This window comes from Ensifer meliloti (genome assembly GCF_030064585.1).
GTDB lineage: Bacteria > Pseudomonadota > Alphaproteobacteria > Rhizobiales > Rhizobiaceae > Sinorhizobium > Sinorhizobium meliloti.
Window position 1 is genome coordinate 844,244 of sequence record NZ_CP120366.1, and the last position, 17,944, is coordinate 862,187.

Below are 17,944 nucleotides of genomic sequence, written 5' to 3' on the forward strand. Positions count from 1 at the left end.
CGATGTCTCCGGCATACGGGCGCGACGCCTACACACGCGCTTCGGCTCCTGCGTAAAGACGGGCATATGTTTCGCGAAGTACGTTCTTCTGGACTTTGCCCATCGTATTGCGCGGCAGGTCGTCCACGAAGATCACCCGTTTCGGTTGCTTGTAGCGCGCGAGGCGACCTTCCAGACCATCGAGAATGGCGCGTTCGTCGATGGCCGCACCGGGCTTCCGGACGACCACAGCCGTGACGCCTTCGCCGAAATCCGGATGCGGCAGCCCAATCACAGCCGTTTCCACGACGCCCGGCATCTGATCGATCTCGGTTTCAACCTCCTTCGGATAAATGTTGTAACCGCCGGAGATCACGAGATCCTTTCCTCGCCCGACGATATGGACGTAGCCGCGCTCGTCGATCCTGCCGAGATCGCCGGTTATGAAGAAACCATCGGCGCGGAACTCGCCCTGCGTCTTTTCGGGCATGCGCCAATAGCCCTTGAACACGTTCGGGCCCTTCACCTCGATCATCCCCGTTTCGCCTTTCGGGAGCGGCCTGCCGCTCTCCGGATCGGCGACGCGAAGCGAAACCCCCGGCAAGGGGAAGCCGACGGTTCCGGCGATGCGCTCGCCGTCATAGGGGTTCGAGGTGTTCATATTGGTTTCGGTCATGCCGTAGCGCTCTAGAATGGCATGTCCGGTCATCTGCGCGAAAGTCCTGTGAGTCTCGGCAAGCAGCGGAGCCGAGCCAGACACGAAAAGCCGCATCCCGGCGGTTGCCTCGTGCGTTAGCCCAGGATTCTGAACTAGGCGCACATAGAAGGTCGGAACGCCCATCATTGAGGTTGATTGCGGCATCAGACGCAGGACTTCGTTCGCGTCGAATTTTGGCAGGAAAAACATCGAGGCGCCGGCCAGAAGAATGACGTTCGATGCAACGAAGAGGCCATGCGTGTGAAAGATCGGGAGGGCGTGGATCAGCCTGTCGTCGGCCGTGAAGCGCCAATACTCGCGAAGCGTGGTGGCGTTCGACAGGAGGTTGTCATGCGTCAGCATCGCGCCCTTGGACCGGCCGGTCGTGCCGGACGTGTAGAGGATGGCGGCGAGGTCATCCGGACCGCGATCGGCGTCGGGGAAATCCGGTGCCTTGCCCCGGGCAAGGTCGATCAGCGAGCCGCCACCCTTCTCGTCGAGCGTTTCGACCTCGGCGCCGCAATCGGCGGCATGCTTCGCAATCCCCTCCTTCGCGCCTGGGGCGCAGACGATAAGCCGCGGCTCGGCATCGCCGAAGAAATAGTCCAACTCGGCAAGCGTATAGGCCGTGTTGAGCGGAAGATAGACGGCGCCCGTGCGAAGACAGGCGAGATAGAGCATCAGCGCCTCGGGGCTCTTTTCCACCTGGACCGCCACCCGATCGCCCGGCCGCACCCCCAGGGCGTCGAGCACGGAAGCGATGCGTCCCGAATGCTCCAACATGTCGCCATAGGTCCAGACACGGCCATCGGCCGTCAGGATGAAGGCGGAGTCGGGGCGCGCTGCCCGGCGTATGGCGTCGAACAGATGGTTGCTCATGAAGTGAACTCCTTGTCACCCTTCCTTCCTGGTGCGTCAGCTGATCGGACGCCCGGGGGAAACACGTTCGGACCCGGAACGAGGCTACGTGAACTTCTGTCGGCCGGGATCAGCCGGCGGATCGCGGGTGCGGCGACGACCTCGCCACGGGTTGCAAATGCCTCGTGGTTCGTCTCGATGTCGTCGAGCTTGTAAAGATAGTTGACCATCAGCCCGTGGGCCTGGCGCATGGCCCGTTCGGACCGGTCGCCTAGGAAATTGATGCGTTCCAGCCGCGCGCCATTGCCGAGATGGAACCGGGCAACGGGATCAACTGTCTTGCCGTTGCGGTTGCGAGCCCTGAGGAAATACCAGGCGGCCGCAGCGGTAAGGCTTGGCTGGATGGCTGCCGCGATCTCCGGCTGATCGGCCCAATCAGGCTCGTCGAGCGCCGCGAGCCTGCTGCGATCGGCGGCCGACAGGGCGTTGGACGTTTCCGCCTGGCGTTCGCGCGACAACCAATCGGCAAAGCCCGGCACCGGCGACAGCGTCACGAAGGTGTCGAGGCGAGGGAGGTCGCGCCGCAGATCCTCCACCACCTGTTTGATCAGGAAGTTGCCGAAGGAGATGCCCCTGAGGCCTTCCTGACAGTTCGAAATGGAATAGAAGACGGCTGTCGTCGCGTCAGTAGCGCGGATCGGAGCACGATCCTCCTTCAGCAGGTCCGCGATGTTGGGAGGCATTTCGCGTGTCAGCGCCACTTCAACGAAGATCAGCGGGTCGTCGACCAGCTGCGGATGAAAGAAGGCGAAGCAGCGCCGGTCCTCCGGCGCAAGCCGCCGGCGCAACTCGTCCCAGCCGCCGATATGATGGACGGCCTCGTAACGAATGATCTTTTCCAGAATGTCGGCCGGCGTCGACCAGCTGATCGGCCGCAGCACGAGGAAGCCCCGATTGAACCAGGATCCGAAGAGATGCGCGAAGTCCGTATCGACCGCCTCCAGATCGGGGTTTTGGGCTTTAAGTTCGAGGAGGTCCGCCCGCATGCGGACGAGGGTCGCGATGCCGTTCGGCGCAAGGTTGAGCCTGCGGATCAATTCCTGGCGGCGCGGTTCTGCCGCCATGCTCATCTCGAGCAGCGCCTTCGGCGTCGGATCGGCGCGATAGGCGTCGATCGCCCGCTCCAGCCGTTCGATATCAGGGCCGAAACGAGAGAGCAGCGCCAACATGAAATCGCGCCGCTTGTCCTGATCGAAGCCTTGCCAGCGATCCAGAATGTTCTTGGCCAGCGCCATGCCCGACGCCTCGCCCCGGCTCGACAGCAGCGTGTCGCAGAGCGCTTCCATGGTGCCGACCGGATTGACATCGCCGTTTCGGGCCGGACCGAGCGACAGGAATCGCCGGCCGCGCTCGGCAATGCTCTGCAGCATGTCGCTGAAAAAAGACGTCGTGTTCATTGGACGGTCCCCAGCATCTGGTTCGGCAGCCACGTCGCAACGTCTGGAAAGACGCAGAGGAGAATGATCGCCAGGAACATAACGAGCACGTAAGGCAGTGAGCCCCAGAGAATGTCCTTCGTCGGAATCTGCGGCGCGATGGCATTGATCACAAAAAGGTTGAGGCCGATCGGAGGCGTGATCAGGCCGACCTCCATGTTGATCGTCAGCACGATCGCGAACCAGTAGGGGTCGAAACCCGCCTGGGTGACGATCGGGAAGAGCATCGGCGAGGTCATCACGATGACGGCGACGGGGGGCAGGAACATGCCGCAGATCAACAGAAAGACGTTGATGACCGCCATCAGCACCCAACGGTTGACCTCCATGTCCGCGATCGCTGCGGCGACGGTCTGTGTGATGAACAGCGACGACAGCGCGAAGGCGAAGAGCTCGGCAGCAGCCATGATCATCATGATCATGACGCTTTCCTTCATTGCCGACCCGAAGATGCCAGCGACGGGCCGAAAGCGGAACAAGCGATAGGCGACGATCACGACTGCCAATGTCAGGAACGCGCCCGCACCGGCTGCTTCAGAAGGCGTGGCGATACCGCCATAGAGTACGTAGAGCGTGCCGGCGATGATCAGCAGGAACGGCAGGATGCGCGGAAGGACGGCCAGCCGTTCCTTCATCGAGTAGCGAACGAGGCGTGCCTCGAATTCGTAGCCCTTGCGTTTGCAATCGATGACCGCCCAGGTCATGAACATGATCGTCAGCAAAATACCCGGCAGGATCCCCGCCATGAACAACCGCCCGATGGAGGTCTCGGTCGCTATTCCGTAGACGATCAGCGTCACCGAAGGGGGAATGAGAATGCCCAGCGTGCCGCCGGCGGCGATGGAGCCGCTCGCGACCGAAGCGGGATAGCCGCGCCGCATCATTTCCGGAATGCCCATTTTGCCGATCGCCGCGCAGGTCGCGGGCGAAGAGCCAGTCATGCCGGAAAAGATGGCGCAAGCTCCGATATTGGACAGAATGAGCCCCCCCGGGATGCGGTTCAGCCACCGGTCGAGCGAGGTGTAGAGATCAGATCCGGCCGGCGAAGAGGCAACAGCCGCGCCCATGAGGACGAACATCGGGATCGACACATAGGCCAGATTGGCGATGCCGGAAAACATCGTGTCGCCGAGCACGTAGAAAATGCCGGCGCCGCTTTGCATGTAGAGCGCTGCGAAGGCGGCGAGACCTAAGGCGAAGGCGATGGGCATTCCCGTTGCCAGCAGCACGAAAAGACACGCAACGATCATCAGTCCAGAGACAGTCGGGCTCACTGAATGATCTCCTGTGGATGACGGTCGGCGCCAGGGGCCGAACCCGGTTCGGCCGCGCCGTGGCCCATGGCTGCCGGGACTGCCGGGGCGGTGAGGAGCGTCAGAATCTGCGCGACATATTGCAGGCACAGCATGGCAAAGCTGACGGGCAGGGCAGCGAGCGGCACCCAAAGCGGCGGCGCCCAGACGCTGGAGTGTTTCCAGTTCCCCGCCCACGCGTCATGAAACTGAATCCATGTGGCAATCAGCATGACGGCGCAGAACAGGAGCCCGAGCAGGCCCGCAATGATGCGCAGAACGTATCGCGTACGTTCGCCCACCACCATTTCGACGACGTCGATGCCCACATGGCCGCCCTTGAGCAAGACGTAGGGCGCGCCGAGAAACATGGCTGCGGTTGCGGAAAACACGACGAAGTCCGTCTGCCAGATCGTCGCCTGACGAAATACATAGCGCTGCATAATCATCTGGCAGACGACGAGCATCGCCGCAATGAGCAGGGCCGTCGCAACGGCCGCGAGGCCACGCGAAGCATTGCCGACAGCCCGTGAATAGGCCTTGAGCATCAGATCATCCCCGAGTTGCGCTGGAAGGGAATGGCGCGCCGGAGCGCGCCGTTCTGCCGGTCCGCCTTACTTCACGGCGAGCGCCTTTTCGATCAGCTTGTCGCCGCCGGGAACGTTGGCGGCGAAGTTCTTGTAGGACGACGCCTTGGCGAGCTCGAGCCAGGCATCGTAATCCTCCTTCGACATCTCGACGACTTCGACGCCTGCCTTCTTGTAGGTGTCGATCATGACCTGATCGCCCTTGCGGACCTCTTCGTTGAAATAGACTTCCGCTTTCTCGCCGGCAGCGAGGATTGCCTTTTGCTGCTCTTCCGTCAGGCCATCGAAGACGCGCTTCGATACCAGCACCGGTTCGTACATGAACCAGAGGGCATTTTCTCCCGGCGCCGTGAGGCACTTGGCCTGTTCGAACAGGCGATAGGAGACGAAACTCGCCGACGAGGTGTTCGCCGCATCCAGGACGCCCGTCTGCATGCCGGTGTAGATTTCCGACGAAGGCATGGATGAGATCGAAGCGCCGGCTTCCACGAGCATCTCCTCGAAGGCCGGCCCGGCGGCGCGGATCACCTGTCCCTTGATCGTGTCGGGGGAAGTGATGCAATTCTTCTTGGAGGCGAAGGCACCGGAGAGCCACGCATCGGCGATCACCAAGGCGCCGGCATTCTCGATGACCTTCTTTATGTCCCCCATGAACTCGGAGTCGTTAAGCCGCATGGCGCGGTCGAAGTTTCCCACGAGGCCGGGCATCAGCGTCGCGGAGAATTCCGGGTGGCGGCCGGAAGCATAGTCCAAGGGGAACGAAGTCATATCGAGCAGGCCACGTGTAACCGCATTCCACTGATCGTTCGGCTTGTAAAGAGACGACCCCGGGAACACCTGGATTTCGAGGCCGACATTGGCGGCGGCGACCTCGCGGGCGATCAGTTGCACCATCTCGTCGCGAATGTCGCCCTTGCCCCCCGGGAATTGGTGCGACGCCTTCAACACCGTCTGGGCGCCCGCTGTGGAAGCAACCAAGCTGCAGATGGCCGCGACAGCGGAAGTCGTCAACTTCCGTCGAAAACTGCTCATTTCTTCCTCCCTGACATGCCAGCCTCCCGCCGGCTTGGTAATAAGAGTGGAGCCATCTTGCGTACCGTGTCAAGATTTTTGTATACAAGAGAAATGGTTGCTGCATACCGGGACTGGTCGGATAAGGAATGAGCGAAAACATTTTCTACAAGCTGCGGGACGATATCGAGAACGGCATCGTAACGGGCGAGTTCGAGCCGGGTGAACGCCTGGACGAGACGCAACTCGCCATGCGCTTCGGCGTATCCCGCACCCCGATCCGCGAAGCCTTGATGCAATTGAGCGCGATCGGGCTTGTCGAGATCAGACCGCGGCGCGGCGCAGTCGTCGTGGACCCGGCACCTCAGCGCGTCTACGAAATGTTCGAGGTGATGGCTGAACTGGAAGGCATGGCGGGTGCTCTTGCCGCTCGCCGGCATACCGAGGAAGACAGTGCGGCTCTGTTGGCTGCCCACGAGAAATGCCGGGAGGCGGTCCTCAGCGAGGAGACCGATCGCTACTATTATGAAAACGAGATATTCCATCGTGCGATATACACGGCGAGCCATAGCGGCTTTCTCGAGGAGCAATGCACGACCTTGCATCGCCGCCTTCGCCCCTATCGTCGCCTGCAGCTCAGAGTTCGTAACCGCATGAAGGTCTCGTTCAGGGAACATGGAGAGATCGTCGAAGCCATTCTTTCCGGCAATACGGATGGCGCGCGGGAGGGTTTGCGCAGCCATGTGGCGGTCCAAGGAGACCGCTTCGGTGACCTTGTAGCAAACCTCTCGAACCGTGAGCGGCGCAGCGGCCGCCTCGGATAGGAAACCGGAGGGTCGAGGCTTTCCGGCCCAATACAGTACTTGAGAATAACAGGCTTCGCAGGCCACTAAAAATTGACGGTTTTATTTAAAATTCCTGGGTGTTTATTGTGGCTTGGGGGGATTCTTGGTTGACCTCGCGGCAGGTTCCCGAAAAACTCCCAGCGGTTACGGCCAACACGTAGCGTCACGAGAGTGCGACATTGTGCCGAGTGTCGTGGAGGAACACAGGAACCATGACAAGGTCAAGAGGCTCCCTTTTTGCGTTCTTCTGCTTCGTTGTGGCTCTGTGTACCGGCATTGGCGTCAGTCCTCCGGCGTCGGCAAACGGCGATTCCGTGGAAATCTCGTCGAATTTTTCGCGGTCGATCAAGGTTGCGAAGGGCAAGACGGTAACGATCAGAGCCGTGCAGCGATTCGATGAGATCGTCATCGGGGATCCGGAGATTGCGACCGTAACCCCTCTGACCGACCGCTCCTTCTATATCCTCGGCAATGAACTGGGCTCGACGAGCGTCACCATTTTCGATGCGGAAAAGAATCCGGTCGGCATTATCGATATAGAGGTGACGCTCGATACGAAATTGCTTTCCTCGACGATCCGGCAGTCGGTGCCGGGCTCGAGCGTAAAGGTAACCTCGGCGAACGGAAGGATCGTTCTTTCCGGCTCTGCCACGGACGCGGTCGCAGCTACCCAGGCTGAGCAGATCGCATCGCGCTTTGCCGGAGACGAGGAGGTCATCAACTCCATTAAGATCACGTCGTCCCAACAGGTACAGCTGAATGTCAGATTCGTAGAGATCAACCGCGACGTCGGCAAGGAGCTTGGAACCCAGATCAGTGCCGCTTATGCGTGGTCGAACGGGAGTGTCGAGTTCAACTCCTCCCCGCGCGCGACATCCAATACGCCGGCCGGCTCCCTTATCGGCAGCCTCATCGGAGAGGGCTACTCGGTCGATGTGGCGATCGATGCGCTCGAAGACCGGGGCATGGCCCGGCGCCTGGCCGAACCGAACCTGATAGCGCGGTCCGGTGAGACTTCAAGTTTTCTGGCCGGCGGCGAATTTCCCATCCCGATCTCGGAACAGGACGGGACCATTACCGTCAGCTATAAGAAGTTCGGCGTCGGTCTGGATTTCACGCCGACCGTGCTCAGCGACGGCCTCATCGCCCTCGATATCGAGCCGGAAGTTTCGGCGATCGACAATACCGCCTCCTACCGGGTGGGAAATATCGCGATCCCGGGTTTCTCCGTCCGCCGTGCCCGGACATCGGTCGATCTCAAGAGCGGCCAGAGCTTCATGATCGCCGGCCTCCTGCAGAGCGAGAACAATCTCATCACCCAGCGCGTGCCGGGCCTCGGGCAACTTCCCATTCTCGGGGCGTTGTTTTCGTCCAAGGCTTACCAGCGCCGCGAGACCGATCTGGTGATCATCGTCACGCCTCATCTCGTCAAACCGATCGATCCGCTCAAGAAGGTCGCCAGCCCGTCGGATCGAACAAAACGCCCGACCGAAGCTGAATTCTTTCTCGGCAATATCGATGAAGTGGAGGTCAACGGCAGGGGTCGGTCAGCGTCGAGGCAGGCGCGTGTCGTCCGCGCACCGAGTTCCGGCCATTTTCTGGAGCTCCAATGATCCGGAGGAGCAGGAGGCCCAGAGGCTTTCCCGGTCTTCTCTTTGCGTCGTCGATCCTGCTTTCCGGCTGCCAGAATCATGAGCTCGTCCGCAGCGAAACGATTGCTCTGTCCGCAGGCGATGCAATCGCGGCAAACAGCGTGATGCAGATGGTCGATCCGTGGCCGCCACGGGTCAAGCAGACCAGCTTGGCCACGCCGGCCGACCTGGAACAGTATAAGCCGCAGCAGCCGAACGCGGAGCAAAACGGGGGGAATGGTGAGACTTATCCGAACGACACCACGACACAGTAGCAAGAGGGCGGCGATCAGCGAATGGAGATGACAACAGGCGCGTCCGGCCGCAGTGTGCTGGGCCGTTCGGGAGGAGGACGCCGGCCCACGGAACTGGTCATGGCGATCGTCGCCACCGTGATTCTTTCGAGCTGTCAGACGTCGGAGGTGTTGTCGGGTGCCGAATTCGACCCGACATCCGCTCTCGCGTCATCCGGAGACGTGAGCAAGTCCGATCTCGATCAGGGCAAGCTTCAATTCATGAACGGCAATTATGGGCTCGCCGAGAAGCACTTTCGAAAGGCGGTAGAGCTGCGGCAAGATAACGCCGAGGCGCTGATGGGATTGGCGGCCTGCTATGACCGCCTCGGCCGGTTCGATCTGGCGGACCGCGCCTACAATCAATTGCTCAAGGTGGCCGGGCGCCAGCCACGCATCGTCAACAACATGGGATACTCGCAATATCTCCGAGGCGAGAAGGCAAAGGCCCGCAAATTGCTGCTCGAAGCTCGTGCGGCATCACCGGGGGACGAGACAATCGAGGCCAATCTTGCCTTGTTGGACCGCAGTTGAGGGAATGGCGTCGGTTTCCCGCCGCCGGGCGTTGTTGATCCGCTTCGTCTTCGCAGTTAGCTTCGGCGGTCAGCAACTCGGTGATGGCTATGGCCAGTGACGTCCTTGCCCGTTCCTTCGGCAAAGAAGCATTTGGGCTCGACCCGCAGAACTACCACACGGCCCGGCCCGCCTATCCGGAGCTCGTCTGGGACGCGTTACGAAATCGCGCAGGACTCCGCCGCGGTATCTCCATCCTCGAGATTGGAGCCGGAACTGGGCTGGCCACCGAACGCCTTCTTGAAGATCGGCCCCACCGGCTTCTGGCAGTAGAGCCCGACAGACGGCTAGCCAGGTTTCTTCGCGGTCGATTGGACAAGGAAGAGCTCGAAGTGGTGGAAACTCCCTTCGAAAAATTGAAAGTTCCGGAGAAGAGTTTCGATCTCGTCGTCAGTGCGACGGCGTTTCACTGGATTGATGCCGCTCCTGCTCTGCGGCGCATTCATCGACTGCTGCGAGCCGGCGGCACCGTCGCTCTCTTTTGGAATGTCTTCGGGGACGGTGTCAGGCCTGATCCATTTCATCGGGCGACGGCTCACCTGTTCTCAGGCCATCGTACGAGCCCATCCGGTGGTGGAACGACTAAAACGCCATACGGCCTCAATGTCGGTGCGCGACTGGGTGAGTTGGCGGAGGCTGGTTTCACGGCCGACGAGCCGGAGCTCATAGACTGGACTCTGGCACTGGACCCACCCGCTGTTCGACGCCTCTATGCGACCTATTCGAATGTCACGGCACTGCCAGCGGACGAACGGGAAAGGTTACTCAGCGGACTGGAGAAAATAGCCGAAACCGAGTTCGCAGGCGTCGTCACCAGAAACATGACGACGTCGGTTTACACGGGAAGACGAGAGTAACGCGGTGCAGGGGACGGAAAATCAAACTCCCGTACCAGCTCGAACAAAGAGGGTGATGTTATGGCGTTGGATCGTGCCGACTTTTACGACGCAGAATTGGCGCGACACAATCGCCAGCTACGGGTTGCTGCCGACTTTGGCGCAGATGATCGGGTGCTCGATATCGGCTGCGGTGCAGGACAAACGACGCGCGAGGCCGCCCGCGCCGCGCCGCAAGGGGAAGCGATCGGTGTGGATATTTCCGCGGAGATGCTTGAGGAGGCAAGGCGACGGAGTGCCGCCGAGGGTCTGCGGAATGCGATGTTCGAGCAGGGCGACGCGCAATTTCACGGATTCCCGACGGGCAGTTTCGACCTTTGCATCAGCCGGTTTGGCGTGATGTTCTTTGCCGATCCGGCGGCGGCATTTGCCAATATCGGCCGGGCAATGCGCCCCGGCGCGCGCCTTGTGTGGATGGTGTGGCAGAGCCGGGAGCGTAACGAGTGGTCACGTGCTATCCGGCAAGCGCTGGCGCCGGCAATTGCGGTTTCCGCAGGTGCTGCCAACCCGTTTTCACTTGGCGACCCTCCGGTTGCCACCGACCTTCTGAGCGCGGCAGGCTTTACGTCGATCGACTTTGCGGACGTGCAAGAGCCGGTCTTCTATGGATCAGATGTCGATGCGGCGTTCGATTGCAAATTCCGAGGCAATCCGCCCCCTGATTCCGAAATGATCTCGCCCCCCAATTCCGAGAAATAGTCGCCCCCTGATTCCGAGATGATGCCGCCCCCATCGGAAAGCATCTGGCGTGGGTGTTCTGCTGGTGTGAAGTTTCTTCCTTCGACGTGACGAGGAAGGAACGGGATGCCTGCGGAGAGACTGGAGATGCGGCGTGTCCGCGAGATATTGAGATATCGCTTCGAACAAGGACTTGCCCACAAGTCGATCGCGGTTCGGGTTGGAGCTGCGCCATCGACGGTGCGCGAGACGCTTCGGCGTGCGGCCATTGCGGAGCTATCGTGGCCGTTGGGTGACGACGTCAGCGATGCAGTCCTGGAAGCGGCGCTTTACAAGGCAGCCGGGACGAAGACGGGTCATCGTCGGAGCCCTGAGCCGGACTGGACGCAGGTCCACCGCGAACTCAAGCGCAAGCATATGACGCTGCAGATCCTTTGGGACGAATACATCAGCCGTTATCCGGAGGGCTATCGCTACAGTCGCTTCTGTGACCTCTACCGCGGCTGGGCGATGAAGTTGCCTGTGACGATGCGGCAGGATCACGCGGCCGGCGACAAGCTGTTCGTCGACTACGCCGGCGACACGGTCACGGTTGTCGTTGATCGGCTGTCCGGCAAGACACGGCAGGCGCACCTGTTCGTGGCGGTTCTGGGAGCATCCAGCCTTTCATATGCGCAGGCACGTTGGAGCGAGACGCTTCCCGACTGGATTGAATGCCATATCCTGGCGCTGGAGTTCTTTGGCGGTGCGCCAGCCTTGCTGGTTCCCGACAATGCCAAGGTAGCGATCATCAAGGCCTGCCACTTCGATCCCCAGGTAAACCGGACGTATTGCGGGATGGCGGCCCATTATGGCAGCGCCGTCTTGCCGACGCGGCCGCGACGCCCGCGGGACAAGGCGAAAGTGGAAGCTGCGGTTCGTATCGTCGAACGCTGGCTATTGGGCCGGCTGCGCCATCGCATCTTCTATAGTTTGGCCGAGGTCAATGCCGCGATCGGCGAACTGCTTCATGACCTCAATGACAAACGAGTCCTGCGCCGCGTTGGCGTCACCCGCCGTCAACTGTTCGAAGAGCTTGATCGTCCGGCTTTGCGACCACTGCCTGTCGAACGCTATATTTTTGCCGAGTGGCGTATCCGGCGTGCCGGGCTGGATTATCACGTCGAGATCGAGCGGCACTATTATTCCGTTCCCTATCGCTTTGCCCGCGAGCAGGTCGAGGCTCGTATCACCGCCAATACGATCGAGATCTTCCACAAGGGCGAGCGAATTGCCGCTCACCGGCGCTCCAGCGGCAACGGCAAGCACACGACGATCCCCGATCATATGCCCTCTGCGCATCGCCGCTTTGCCGACTGGACGATTGAACGGATTCAACGCGAAGCCTCTGCGATGGGGCCGGATGTTGCGCTGTTGTGCGAGCGCATTCTTGCCGACAGGCCTCATCCCGAGCAGGGCTTTCGAGCTTGCCTCGGCATCATCCGCCTCAACAAGAGCTTCGGCCGCGACAGGGTCAATGCAGCTTGCGGGCGTGCGCTGGAGATTGGCGCACGAACCTATGGCTCGGTGCGCTCCATCCTCGACAATCACCTTGATCGAACGGCTGCCTCAAATGGAGCGGCGTCGCATGAACCGATCCATCACGCCAACATCCGCGGACCTCGCTATTACCACTAAGGAGAACGAAAGATGCTTGCTCATCCAACACTGGATAAATTGAATGCCATGGGCCTGGCCGGCATGGCAAAGGCCTTCAGTGAACTCGTTGCCAACGGCGAAAGCGAACATCTCTCGCACGCCGAATGGCTCGGACTGCTGCTCGAACGCGAATGGAGCTCCCGTTACGATCGGAAGCTTGCGGCACGCCTCAGGTTTGCCAAGCTTCGCCACCAGGCGACCCCGGAAGATGTCGATTATCGCGCCGAACGCGGCCTCGACCGTGCTCTCTTCATGAAACTGCTCGGTGGCGACTGGATCAACGCTCATGACAATCTGGCCATTTGCGGACCCTCGGGTGTCGGAAAGAGTTGGTTGGCTTGCGCTCTCGGCCACAAGGCTTGCCGAGACGATCGCTCAGTTCTCTATCAGCGTGTCCCAAGGCTGTTTGCCCAGCTTGCGCTCGCGCGTGGTGATGGCCGCTACGCCCGCCTGCAACGAACCTTGGGCCATGTTCAGCTCCTGATACTGGATGATTGGGGGCTCGAGCCGCTCAACGAACAGGCCCGCCACGACCTGCTGGAAATCCTCGAAGATCGCTATGGACGCAAATCAACGATCATTACCAGCCAACTTCCCGTGTCCGCATGGCACGGCGTCATTGGCGACCCAACCTACGCCGATGCCATACTCGACAGGTTGGTCCACAATGCCCACCGCATCGAATTGAGCGGCGATAGTCTGCGCCGAAATCTACCGCGCAAAGCTTGACACCTCGCCTGAATGAACTGACAACAATCATCGCCTGCAGACCCCACTAAACAGGGGGCGAGATCATCCCGGAAACCGGGGGCGCAATCATCTCGGAACAAAGGGGCGGCTTCATCGGAATCGGCAGTTCGATGCGCTAACCAGCCTTTATCTTGTTCAGGACGCTCTCGCGAGCACGAATGAACCGCCTGACAAACCACTGCAGCGGCTGCGCGATTTGCTGGAGGGGCATATGACCCCGGAGGGCGTGTTTTTCGACTCTCGCGCGTGGATCATCACTGCCCGCCGGGCAGGCGGAGGAGGCTGACTACGCCGCGAAAGTCGCCGATCAGCACTGTGGAAGGCAGGTATGGGTCAATCGAGCCACATATCGTGCTGGAATAACGCATGATCGCGTTGAGCTTTAGCGGCTCGTCAGTTCCGGTCCGTTCGAGGCGGTGGAATCGCGGTGCCTCCTTTTTGCGACTGCACAAAGCGGATGATGTCGTCAACCATGCGGGCATCCCACAGATCGTTGTGGCCGGCATCGTAGATGAGCATCTGCTTGGGCTCGGGAGCGATCTGATACAGAGCTTCGCCCGAAGACAATGGGATGATGGTGTCGTGCCGGCCGTGGATAAACAGCTTCGGTTGCCTCACCCCTGCGATTTTCAGATCTGAGCGGAAGGGATCCTTGGTGAGGAGGGCAACCGGAAAGAATGGATAGTAGGTCTGAGCGAGCGAGAGGACCGACAGGTAGGCAGACACGAGGATGACCGCGACTGCCGGCCGTTGCCCAGCCGTATCGACCGCCACACCGCTTCCCAGCGACTGGCCCAGCACGACGATCTCGTTTCCGGAACGTGCCGCAAGCCAGTCGAAGGCGGCAATGCCATCGATCAATAAGCCATGCTCGTTCGGCGTCCCACTTGATCCCGGATAGCCGCGATAGGAAAGCGCGAGCAGGCCGATGCCGCGTGCGGCGAGGGCCTGGGCGAAGAAGCCATAGTTGCTAACCCGGTCGGCATTTCCGAGAAAGAACAACACCGAAGGCTGGCCGGGCTCACCCCGGCTATAGAGGCCATGAAGTGTTTCTCCATCGGGTGTCTGGATGGACGCATTCTGGCCCCAGCTCGCGCGCTCGGGCGCCGGCGTTGCGCTTGCCCCAGGGTAAAGGAGCGCGCGCTGTGACAGATACGTCAAGCCAACAAGCGAGATGTATGCGAAAGCCGCCAATAGCGGCAAGATCAGCAGGAGTTTAGTGGCATTCACAGTATCATGCTCGCTCGCTCGTCCGATCCATTGAGATCGTCGGTTAGTATGCCCAAATGGGAGCTGCCATCACAACGCTCTTGTGTCGCCGGTGAGTCTCGACCCTGCTTACGCCGGCGGCATGCGTCCCGAGGAATGTGAATTTTCCTCACTCCGACATTGAATAAGCCAATCTTGCGATCAAGATTGTTGGCGTGAACTGCGGAGGGCGTAACATGAGTAACTCGAAAGACGAGGTAGAACGCATCGATTGGCTCGAAGCGGAGCTTGCTGACACAATCGACGAGGATTACGAGCTTGAGCTTTCAGAACCGACCTTATCCGAGAAAATCCGCGAGATTTACCGTAAAGCGCATCCTCCGGCGCTTCCCCGCATGGATTATTTCCGCGCGCTCCTGGCCTTGCAGGCGGAGCTAATCAAGCTGCAGGACTGGGTCGTCTACCACAAGCAGAAGGTCGTTGTGATCTTCGAGGGACGCGACGCGGCTGGAAAGGGCGGCGTCATCAAGCGCATCACCCAGCGACTCAATCCGCGCATCGTTAGAACGGTGGCGCTGCCGGCGCCGTCCGATCGCGAAAAGACCCAATGGTATTTCCAGCGTTACGTACCACATCTGCCGGCGGGCGGCGAAATCGTCCTCTTCGACCGCTCCTGGTACAATCGCTGCGGCGTCGAACGCGTCATGGGCTTTGCGACCGAGGAGGAGGTCGAGCAGTTCTTCGACGACGTGCCGGAATTCGAACGCATGCTGGTGCGCTCCGGCGTTCGGCTGGTTAAGTACTGGTTCTCGATCACCGACGAGGAACAGCAGCTGCGCTTTCTGACGCGCATCCACGACCCGTTGAAACAGTGGAAGCTCTCGCCGATGGACCTGCAATCGCGCGTCCGTTGGGAAGCGTACACCAAGGCCAAGGAAGAGACCTTCGCCCGTACCAACATTCGCGAAGCGCCATGGCATATCGTCGAGGCCAACGACAAGAAGCGGGCCCGGCTCAACTGCATCGACCATCTCTTGAAGCAAATCCCCTATGAGGATGTGCCGCACGAGGATATCACCTTGCCGGAGCGCATTTTCAATCCCAACTACGAGCGGAAGGTCCTGCCTCCGGAGCTTTACGTTCCTGCGAAATACTGACATCTCGAATACAAACGCGCGAAGACATCCGGCGAGACGCCATCGGGCAGAATGTGTTCGGCAGGTGTCTGGTGCAATCTGGGCGACGATGCAAATTTCTCAGAAGGCATATCGAACCAGGCGCCCCATACGATATACTAAGGCGCAGAATATTCCGGTGGATCGAGGAAGGTTACAAGGCGTCGGTGGAACGCGCCAAGCAGCAGGCGACCGAAGCCGCCGACACGGCCGCTGCCGCAGTTTTCCAGTGGCGCGCTGCTGGGCGTCCTCTCGCTCGTGATAGCCGCCGTCGCTGCCTGGATTTAGTCGGAGATCGCGGGTCAGGATGCTGGAGGTATCCCGGACTTGCCTGCCGCGACGCGGGGGGCCCCCTTACAAGCCTGGCGTAGGGAAGTTCACCTCAAATTGCTCTTCGGAAACAGCACGCGATCGGGCTCTGCGTTCATTCGCGCCAGCATTTCCTTGATCAAGCGTGTTTTGGTGCGCCCCGCTTCCTTCGGCGGCACAAGATAACGTACGATGGCCTCGAGCCAGGTGTTTTCGCTGACGCGAAAATGAACCACGGGATGCTCCTTCACTTCGAGCTCGTCCACCGGCGTATTCGATAGGATATGCTTATATATCTTCACCTTCTGGCTCATGATGTCGCCGACCTGCTCTTCCACGACCTCTCTCATGGTCCGCGCCACAAACTCCAGATCGCTCTCATAGGCGAGCTGGAACTTGATTTCGTTCCAGACGTAGGGAAACAGCGGCCAGGAATAGTTGAAGACCGGCGTGTCAAACACGGTTGAGTTCGGAAACTTGATGATGCGTCCGCTCGGATGATCGGTCCAAAGGTACTCGCCGCCGAATTCCCACAGCGTCGTATCGAGATAGCTGACGTCAATGACATCGCCATGGGCATCGCCGATGCGAATTCGATCGCCAACGCGATAAGGCGCCCTGGCCAGGATATAGATCCACGCGATGAAACTGGAGATCGGCATTTGCAGCGCAAAGCCAAGAATCAGGGAAATCAGGCCGAGCGAAACGAACGCTGCGTACCAATTTACAAATAAGACCGAAATCGCCACGAAGACGATGGCGACCACGACGACCAATCGAAAAATACGTTTCAGGTTGAAACGCGAGACACGATTGGGAATTCGGCCAATAAGAAAGACTTCAATAACATTCGCAACGGTAAGCATAATAAAGATGAGCAGGCCGCCCTTAACATAGTTCGTCACGCGGAGGCGCAAGGGCGCGTCAAGCCAATCCAAGCGCCAATTAATCAGGACTTGGATGCCAAAAAGCAGCAAGGCAGCGGCAGCCAAGCCAACCGTCCACCAGACGTCTTTCTTGCGAAGACTGAAGCGGAATTTTTCCTCGGGCCTTTTCGCCTTCTGTTGCATAGTTTTTGGATCAGCAGTCTGTTGCGCGGCCTGTTCGAGCCGGGAAAGGTTCTCCTGTTCCTTGTCGCGTCGTTCCATGGGTTCACCCCGGTGTGGCCATCCACGCCCAACCAGTGCCTTTTCGTTCCTCGACGGCGCCATTCCGGTGATGTCTCGCCATATGGCAAGGTTTGAATGAATAGTCAGGGCAATCCGTCGTCGTTTCGCAGGCCCATTCTTGAGCCACTTCGTCCACACGGTCTAAGACAGCGAGTAATCCATTATATCATCGTTCAGATCAATGTGGGGCACCGTCCATGATCAGCATTGCTGGCCGATGGCGACAGTCCGCAATGAGACGCAAGCGGCCATCCTAGGCGGCAAGGTTGAAGCCATTCGCAGGCCGATCCCGAACGTTGGAAATGACTCGCGTTCTCTCGGGACTGAGCGTTAACTGAGTTGTTGTGACAGAGGAGGCAAACCATGGCCATGTATCTCACGCGCTTCAGCTACACGCCCGAGACATGGGCGCGAATGATTGAAAACCCCGAAGATCGCCGTGAGGCGGCACGTGCGTATATCGAATCCGTAGGAGGAAAGCTCCATGGGTTCTGGTACGCCTTTGGTGAGCATGATGGTTGGAATCTGTGGGAAGCGCCTGACAACGTATCGATGGCGGCTGTCGCCCTTGCCATCGGCGCAGGAGGCGCGCTCAGCTCTATCGAAACCACTGTCCTCCTCAGCGTTGAGGATACGATGGGAGCACTTGGAAAGGCAAAGTCGATTAGTTATCGTCCCCCAGGATCCTAGACTGGTGCACTCTTCTCACCCATATTGAAGGTCGGGGGGTCCGCGGTTCTGCTCCCTTCAAGGATAGGAATAACAGTCACTGGCCGCGAAGGTCGTGTGTTAATGTGC

At 59.9% G+C, this 17,944-nt stretch carries 16 protein-coding genes and 2 pseudogenes; 11 read left to right on the top strand and 7 right to left on the bottom strand.

Annotated elements, in window-relative coordinates; all coding sequences use genetic code 11:
- Positions 1-28: 28 nt before the first annotated feature.
- The 5 genes from PZL22_RS28590 to PZL22_RS28610 all read right to left on the bottom strand — a co-directional run bounded on the left by PZL22_RS28590 (position 29) and on the right by PZL22_RS28610 (position 5,941).
- Positions 29-1,555 carry a malonate--CoA ligase gene (locus PZL22_RS28590; protein ID WP_010967081.1) on the bottom strand — a complete coding sequence of 509 codons (1,527 nt, stop codon included), beginning with the start codon at positions 1,553-1,555 and terminating at the stop codon, positions 29-31.
- Positions 1,552-2,991: a malonyl-CoA decarboxylase gene (locus tag PZL22_RS28595; protein WP_013845126.1), complete on the bottom strand. Its 1,440-nt coding sequence runs from the start codon at positions 2,989-2,991 to the stop codon at positions 1,552-1,554. The genes PZL22_RS28590 and PZL22_RS28595 overlap by 4 nt, the downstream gene beginning before the upstream one ends.
- On the bottom strand, positions 2,988-4,304 hold the full coding sequence (locus tag PZL22_RS28600; protein ID WP_013845125.1) for a TRAP transporter large permease: 1,317 nt from the start codon (positions 4,302-4,304) through the stop codon (positions 2,988-2,990). Before PZL22_RS28600 ends, PZL22_RS28595 begins: the two co-directional genes overlap by 4 nt.
- The gene (locus tag PZL22_RS28605) at positions 4,301-4,870 is read right to left on the bottom strand and encodes a TRAP transporter small permease subunit (protein WP_010967083.1); all 570 of its coding nucleotides are present in this window, start codon (positions 4,868-4,870) and stop codon (positions 4,301-4,303) included. Before PZL22_RS28605 ends, PZL22_RS28600 begins: the two co-directional genes overlap by 4 nt.
- Before the next feature lie 66 nt (positions 4,871-4,936).
- Positions 4,937-5,941 carry a TRAP transporter substrate-binding protein gene (locus PZL22_RS28610; protein WP_010967084.1) on the bottom strand — a complete coding sequence of 335 codons (1,005 nt, stop codon included), beginning with the start codon at positions 5,939-5,941 and terminating at the stop codon, positions 4,937-4,939.
- Between the two features lie 128 nt (positions 5,942-6,069).
- Here PZL22_RS28610 and PZL22_RS28615 point away from each other — a divergent pair, with 128 nt between their 5' ends.
- From PZL22_RS28615 to PZL22_RS28655, 9 genes and pseudogenes are all read left to right on the top strand, one after another.
- Positions 6,070-6,744 (top strand): GntR family transcriptional regulator, encoded by a 675-nt coding sequence (locus PZL22_RS28615; protein WP_010967085.1) that lies wholly within the window; start codon positions 6,070-6,072, stop codon positions 6,742-6,744.
- 233 nt (positions 6,745-6,977) lie between these two features.
- Positions 6,978-8,378, top strand: coding sequence for a type II and III secretion system protein family protein (locus PZL22_RS28620; protein ID WP_010967087.1), 1,401 nt, complete (start codon positions 6,978-6,980; stop codon positions 8,376-8,378).
- Positions 8,375-8,671, top strand: a complete 297-nt coding sequence (locus PZL22_RS28625; protein ID WP_127637470.1) for a hypothetical protein — start codon at positions 8,375-8,377, stop codon at positions 8,669-8,671. Before PZL22_RS28620 ends, PZL22_RS28625 begins: the two co-directional genes overlap by 4 nt.
- Before the next feature lie 21 nt (positions 8,672-8,692).
- A complete protein-coding gene (locus tag PZL22_RS28630) occupies positions 8,693-9,223 on the top strand; it encodes a tetratricopeptide repeat protein (RefSeq protein WP_010967089.1) in 531 nt (176 codons plus the stop codon).
- An 83-nt stretch (positions 9,224-9,306) separates the two neighbouring features.
- Positions 9,307-10,119 (top strand): class I SAM-dependent methyltransferase, encoded by an 813-nt coding sequence (locus PZL22_RS28635; RefSeq protein ID WP_010967090.1) that lies wholly within the window; start codon positions 9,307-9,309, stop codon positions 10,117-10,119.
- A 60-nt stretch (positions 10,120-10,179) separates the two neighbouring features.
- A pseudogene (locus PZL22_RS28640) lies at positions 10,180-10,791 on the top strand (class I SAM-dependent methyltransferase); the annotation flags it as partial.
- A 192-nt stretch (positions 10,792-10,983) separates the two neighbouring features.
- On the top strand, positions 10,984-12,513 hold the full coding sequence (istA, locus tag PZL22_RS28645; RefSeq protein ID WP_284718813.1) for an IS21 family transposase: 1,530 nt from the start codon (positions 10,984-10,986) through the stop codon (positions 12,511-12,513).
- 12 nt (positions 12,514-12,525) lie between these two features.
- Positions 12,526-13,263 (top strand): IS21-like element helper ATPase IstB, encoded by a 738-nt coding sequence (gene istB, locus PZL22_RS28650; protein WP_010967560.1) that lies wholly within the window; start codon positions 12,526-12,528, stop codon positions 13,261-13,263.
- A 127-nt stretch (positions 13,264-13,390) separates the two neighbouring features.
- Positions 13,391-13,570, top strand: a pseudogene (locus PZL22_RS28655) (methyltransferase); the annotation flags it as partial.
- Between the two features lie 107 nt (positions 13,571-13,677).
- On the opposite strand, the gene PZL22_RS28660 reads toward PZL22_RS28655, so the two are convergent.
- A complete protein-coding gene (locus PZL22_RS28660) occupies positions 13,678-14,514 on the bottom strand; it encodes an alpha/beta hydrolase (RefSeq protein WP_014532083.1) in 837 nt (278 codons plus the stop codon).
- A gap of 215 nt (positions 14,515-14,729) precedes the next feature.
- Here PZL22_RS28660 and ppk2 point away from each other — a divergent pair, with 215 nt between their 5' ends.
- The gene (gene ppk2, locus PZL22_RS28665; protein ID WP_010967093.1) at positions 14,730-15,650 is read left to right on the top strand and encodes a polyphosphate kinase 2; all 921 of its coding nucleotides are present in this window, start codon (positions 14,730-14,732) and stop codon (positions 15,648-15,650) included.
- 395 nt (positions 15,651-16,045) lie between these two features.
- On the opposite strand, the gene PZL22_RS28670 is transcribed toward ppk2, so the two are convergent.
- Positions 16,046-17,125, bottom strand: a complete 1,080-nt coding sequence (locus PZL22_RS28670) for a mechanosensitive ion channel domain-containing protein (protein ID WP_127641164.1) — start codon at positions 17,123-17,125, stop codon at positions 16,046-16,048.
- 384 nt (positions 17,126-17,509) lie between these two features.
- On the opposite strand from PZL22_RS28670, the gene PZL22_RS28675 reads away from it, so the two are divergent.
- Complete coding sequence (locus PZL22_RS28675) at positions 17,510-17,836, top strand: GYD domain-containing protein (RefSeq protein ID WP_014528207.1); 327 nt, start codon at positions 17,510-17,512, stop codon at positions 17,834-17,836.
- Positions 17,837-17,944: the final 108 nt, after the last annotated feature.

Excerpts from the sequence above, each read along its gene's own strand:
- PZL22_RS28590 (WP_010967081.1), bottom strand. The coding sequence starts at position 1,555 with ATGAGCAACCATCTGTTCGACGCCATACGCCGGGCAGCGCGCCCCGAC.
- PZL22_RS28595 (WP_013845126.1), bottom strand. The coding sequence starts at position 2,991 with ATGAACACGACGTCTTTTTTCAGCGACATGCTGCAGAGCATTGCCGAG.
- PZL22_RS28605 (WP_010967083.1), bottom strand. The coding sequence starts at position 4,870 with ATGCTCAAGGCCTATTCACGGGCTGTCGGCAATGCTTCGCGTGGCCTC.
- PZL22_RS28610 (WP_010967084.1), bottom strand. The coding sequence starts at position 5,941 with ATGAGCAGTTTTCGACGGAAGTTGACGACTTCCGCTGTCGCGGCCATC.
- PZL22_RS28615 (WP_010967085.1), top strand. The coding sequence starts at position 6,070 with ATGAGCGAAAACATTTTCTACAAGCTGCGGGACGATATCGAGAACGGC.
- PZL22_RS28620 (WP_010967087.1), top strand. The coding sequence starts at position 6,978 with ATGACAAGGTCAAGAGGCTCCCTTTTTGCGTTCTTCTGCTTCGTTGTG.
- PZL22_RS28625 (WP_127637470.1), top strand. The coding sequence starts at position 8,375 with ATGATCCGGAGGAGCAGGAGGCCCAGAGGCTTTCCCGGTCTTCTCTTT.
- PZL22_RS28630 (WP_010967089.1), top strand. The coding sequence starts at position 8,693 with ATGGAGATGACAACAGGCGCGTCCGGCCGCAGTGTGCTGGGCCGTTCG.
- PZL22_RS28635 (WP_010967090.1), top strand. The coding sequence starts at position 9,307 with ATGGCTATGGCCAGTGACGTCCTTGCCCGTTCCTTCGGCAAAGAAGCA.
- istA (WP_284718813.1), top strand. The coding sequence starts at position 10,984 with ATGCGGCGTGTCCGCGAGATATTGAGATATCGCTTCGAACAAGGACTT.
- istB (WP_010967560.1), top strand. The coding sequence starts at position 12,526 with ATGCTTGCTCATCCAACACTGGATAAATTGAATGCCATGGGCCTGGCC.
- ppk2 (WP_010967093.1), top strand. The coding sequence starts at position 14,730 with ATGAGTAACTCGAAAGACGAGGTAGAACGCATCGATTGGCTCGAAGCG.
- PZL22_RS28670 (WP_127641164.1), bottom strand. The coding sequence starts at position 17,125 with ATGGAACGACGCGACAAGGAACAGGAGAACCTTTCCCGGCTCGAACAG.
- PZL22_RS28675 (WP_014528207.1), top strand. The coding sequence starts at position 17,510 with ATGGCCATGTATCTCACGCGCTTCAGCTACACGCCCGAGACATGGGCG.